This is a genomic window from Aeromicrobium sp. Root472D3 (genome assembly GCF_001426485.1).
Classification (GTDB): Bacteria; Actinomycetota; Actinomycetes; order Propionibacteriales; family Nocardioidaceae; genus Aeromicrobium.
Window position 1 is genome coordinate 1 of record NZ_LMET01000004.1, and the last position, 4,096, is coordinate 4,096.

Here is a 4,096-nt window from a genome sequence, read left to right on the forward strand (position 1 = left end):
GAGTAACACGTGAGCAATCTGCCCTTCTCTTTGGAATAACCATTGGAAACGATGGCTAATGCCGAATATGAACCCCCTTCGCATGTTGGGGGTTGGAAAGCTCCGGCGGAGAAGGATGAGCTCGCGGCCTATCAGCTTGTTGGTGAGGTAATGGCTCACCAAGGCATTGACGGGTAGCCGGCCTGAGAGGGTGACCGGCCACACTGGGACTGAGACACGGCCCAGACTCCTACGGGAGGCAGCAGTGGGGAATATTGGACAATGGGCGAAAGCCTGATCCAGCAACGCCGCGTGAGGGATGACGGCCTTCGGGTTGTAAACCTCTTTCAGCAGGGACGAAGCGAGAGTGACGGTACCTGCAGAAGAAGGACCGGCCAACTACGTGCCAGCAGCCGCGGTAATACGTAGGGTCCGAGCGTTGTCCGGAATTATTGGGCGTAAAGGGCTCGTAGGCGGTTTGTCGCGTCGGGAGTGAAAACTCAGGGCTCAACCCTGAGCGTGCTTCCGATACGGGCAGACTAGAGGTATGCAGGGGAGAACGGAATTCCTGGTGTAGCGGTGGAATGCGCAGATATCAGGAGGAACACCGGTGGCGAAGGCGGTTCTCTGGGCATTACCTGACGCTGAGGAGCGAAAGCATGGGGAGCGAACAGGATTAGATACCCTGGTAGTCCATGCCGTAAACGTTGGGCGCTAGGTGTGGGGACCTTCCACGGTTTCCGTGCCGCAGCTAACGCATTAAGCGCCCCGCCTGGGGAGTACGGCCGCAAGGCTAAAACTCAAAGGAATTGACGGGGGCCCGCACAAGCGGCGGAGCATGCTGATTAATTCGATGCAACGCGAAGAACCTTACCTGGGTTTGACATATACCGGAAAGCTGCAGAGATGTAGCCCCCTTTTGGTCGGTATACAGGTGGTGCATGGCTGTCGTCAGCTCGTGTCGTGAGATGTTGGGTTAAGTCCCGCAACGAGCGCAACCCTCGTTCTATGTTGCCAGCACGTAATGGTGGGGACTCATAGGAGACTGCCGGGGTCAACTCGGAGGAAGGTGGGGATGACGTCAAGTCTTCATGCCCCTTATGTCCAGGGCTTCAAGCATGCTACAATGGCCGGTACAAAGGGCTGCGAAACTGTAAGGTGGAGCGAATCCCAAAAAGCCGGTCTCAGTTCGGATTGGGGTCTGCAACTCGACCCCATGAAGTCGGAGTCGCTAGTAATCGCAGATCAGCAACGCTGCGGTGAATACGTTCCCGGGCCTTGTACACACCGCCCGTCACGTCATGAAAGTCGGCAACACCCGAAGCCAGTGGCCCAACCGTTTACGGAGGGAGCTGTCGAAGGTGGGGCTGGCGATTGGGACGAAGTCGTAACAAGGTAGCCGTACCGGAAGGTGCGGCTGGATCACCTCCTTTCTAAGGAGCATCTGGCAGCTGCCCATCGTGGTGGTTGTCCATGAGTCGTTTGTCAGCCGAATGTGTTGACGCGGTCTCAGCTCACTAGTGGATCGTCGATTATTTGGCTTGATGGATGCTTCCAGCGTCAGTACTTCCCTTCGGGGAGTGGAACCTTGCTGGGTGGGTGTTCATTGAATCAGGCACACTGTTGGGTCCTGAGGGATCAGTCCGCGAGGGTTGGTTTCTCGGACCACATATCCCCATGAACCATTCGGGTTCGTTTCCTTCGGGAGGCGGTTCGGGTAGGCGTGGGACTTGTATGTGGGACCGATCGTATTTTGAGAACTTCACAGTGGACGCGAGCATCTTTGTAGTAACAACAAGCTACTAAGTGCACATGGTGGATGCCTTGGCATCGAGAGCCGATGAAGGACGTTGGAGTCTGCGAAAAGCCCCGGGAAGGTGACAACCGACCTGTGATCCGGGGATGTCCGAATGGGGAAACCCACCTGGAGTAAAGTCCAGGTACCTCTGTCTGAACACATAGGGCAGTAGGAGGGAACGTGGGGAAGTGAAACATCTCAGTACCCACAGGAAGAGAAAACAACAGTGATTCCGGTAGTAGTGGCGAGCGAAACTGGAAGAGGCTAAACCTAGACGATGTGATAGCCGGCAGGCGTTGTCGTTTGGGTGTTGTGGGGCCGCATGGCCTGGTCTGCCGACCTGGCAAAGAGTCATAAACCATGAGTGAAGTGAAAGCCGACTGGAAAGTCGCGGCATAGAGGGTGATACCCCCGTACACGTAAGCTCATGGCTCTTTTGCGTTACCCCGAGTAACACCGAACCCCTGAAATTCGGTGTGAATCTGGCGGGACCACCCGTTAAGCCTAAATACTCCTCGATGACCGATAGCGGACTAGTACCGTGAGGGAAAGGTGAAAAGTACCCCGGGAGGGGAGTGAAATAGTACCTGAAACCATGTGCATACAATCCGTTGGAGCTCGTCCTTGTGACGGGTGACAGCGTGCCTTTTGAAGAATGAGCCTGCGAGTTAGCGTTCTGTAGCGAGGTTAAGGCGTTGAGCCGTAGCCGTAGCGAAAGCGAGTCCGAATAGGGCGACCATAGTTGCAGGATCTAGACCCGAAGCGGAGTGATCTATCCATGGCCAGGTTGAAGCGCGGGTAAGACCGCGTGGAGGACCGAACCCACCTAGGTTAAAAACTGGGGGGATGAGCTGTGGATAGGGGTGAAAGGCCAATCAAACTCCGTGATAGCTGGTTCTCCCCGAAATGCATTTAGGTGCAGCGTTGCGTGTTTCTTGTCGGAGGTAGAGCACTGGATGGGCTAGGGGGCCTACAAGCTTACTGAACTCAGCCAAACTCCGAATGCCGATAAGTGAGAGCGCAGCAGTGAGACAGTGGGGGATAAGCTCCATTGTCGAGAGGGAAACAGCCCAGACCATCAGCTAAGGTCCCAAAGCGATAACTAAGTGGAAAAGGATGTGGAGTCGCAGAGACAACCAGGAGGTTGGCTTAGAAGCAGCCACCCTTGAAAGAGTGCGTAATAGCTCACTGGTCAAGTAATTCCGCGCCGACAATTTAGCGGGGCTCAAGTTATCCACCGAAGCTATGGGATTCATGCAATAGCCAGGCCTTCGTGGTCCAGGCGTATGGATCGGTAGGGGAGCGTCGTGTGGCCAGCGAAGCGGCGGAGTGATCCAGCCGTGGAGGCTACACGAGTGAGAATGCAGGCATGAGTAGCGAATGAGGAGTGAGAAACTCCTCCACCGAATGACCAAGGGTTCCAGGGTCAAGCTAATCTTCCCTGGGTAAGTCGGGACCTAAGGCGAGGCCGACAGGCGTAGTCGATGGACAACGGGCTGATATTCCCGTACCGGCATTAGATCGCCCATGCTGAACCCAGAAATGCTAAGTGCCCAAATCTGGCGGGACTCTTCGGAGCGATGCCAGTGCTGCGCATGACCCGATCTGGTAGTAGGCAAGCAATGGTGTGACGCAGGAAGGTAGCTCATCCCGGGCGATGGTTGTCCCGGGCTAAGGATGTAGGGCGAATGATAGGCAAATCCGTCATTCACATAGCCTGAGATCTGATGGGGAGACGTTTTAGTCGAAGTGAGTGATCCTATGCTGCCGAGAAAAGCATCTAGCGAGATCTAGAGCCGCCCGTACCCCAAACCGACTCAGGTGGTCAGGTAGAGAATACTAAGGTGATCGAGTGAACCATGGTTAAGGAACTCGGCAAAATGCCCCCGTAACTTCGGGAGAAGGGGGGCCCGATTCGTTATCACACTTGCTGTGAGAAGCGTTGACGGCCGCAGAGACCAGGCCCAAGCGACTGTTTACTAAAAACACAGGTCCGTGCTAAGTCGAAAGACGCCGTATACGGACTGACTCCTGCCCGGTGCTGGAAGGTTAAGGGGACGTGTCAGCGCAAGCGAAGCACAGAACTTAAGCCCCAGTAAACGGCGGTGGTAACTATAACCATCCTAAGGTAGCGAAATTCCTTGTCGGGTAAGTTCCGACCTGCACGAATGGAGTAACGACTTGGGCGCTGTCTCAACCATGGACTCGGCGAAATTGCACTACGAGTAAAGATGCTCGTTACGCGCGGCAGGACGGAAAGACCCCGGGACCTTTACTATAGTTTGGTATTGGTGTTTGGTTCAGTTTGTGTAGGATAGG

2 rRNA genes are annotated in these 4,096 nt (G+C 55.1%); both read left to right on the top strand.

Annotated elements, in window-relative coordinates:
- Positions 1-1,412, top strand: a 16S ribosomal RNA gene (locus ASD10_RS18150); the annotation flags it as partial.
- A gap of 359 nt (positions 1,413-1,771) precedes the next feature.
- A 23S ribosomal RNA gene (locus ASD10_RS18155) occupies positions 1,772-4,096 on the top strand; the annotation flags it as partial.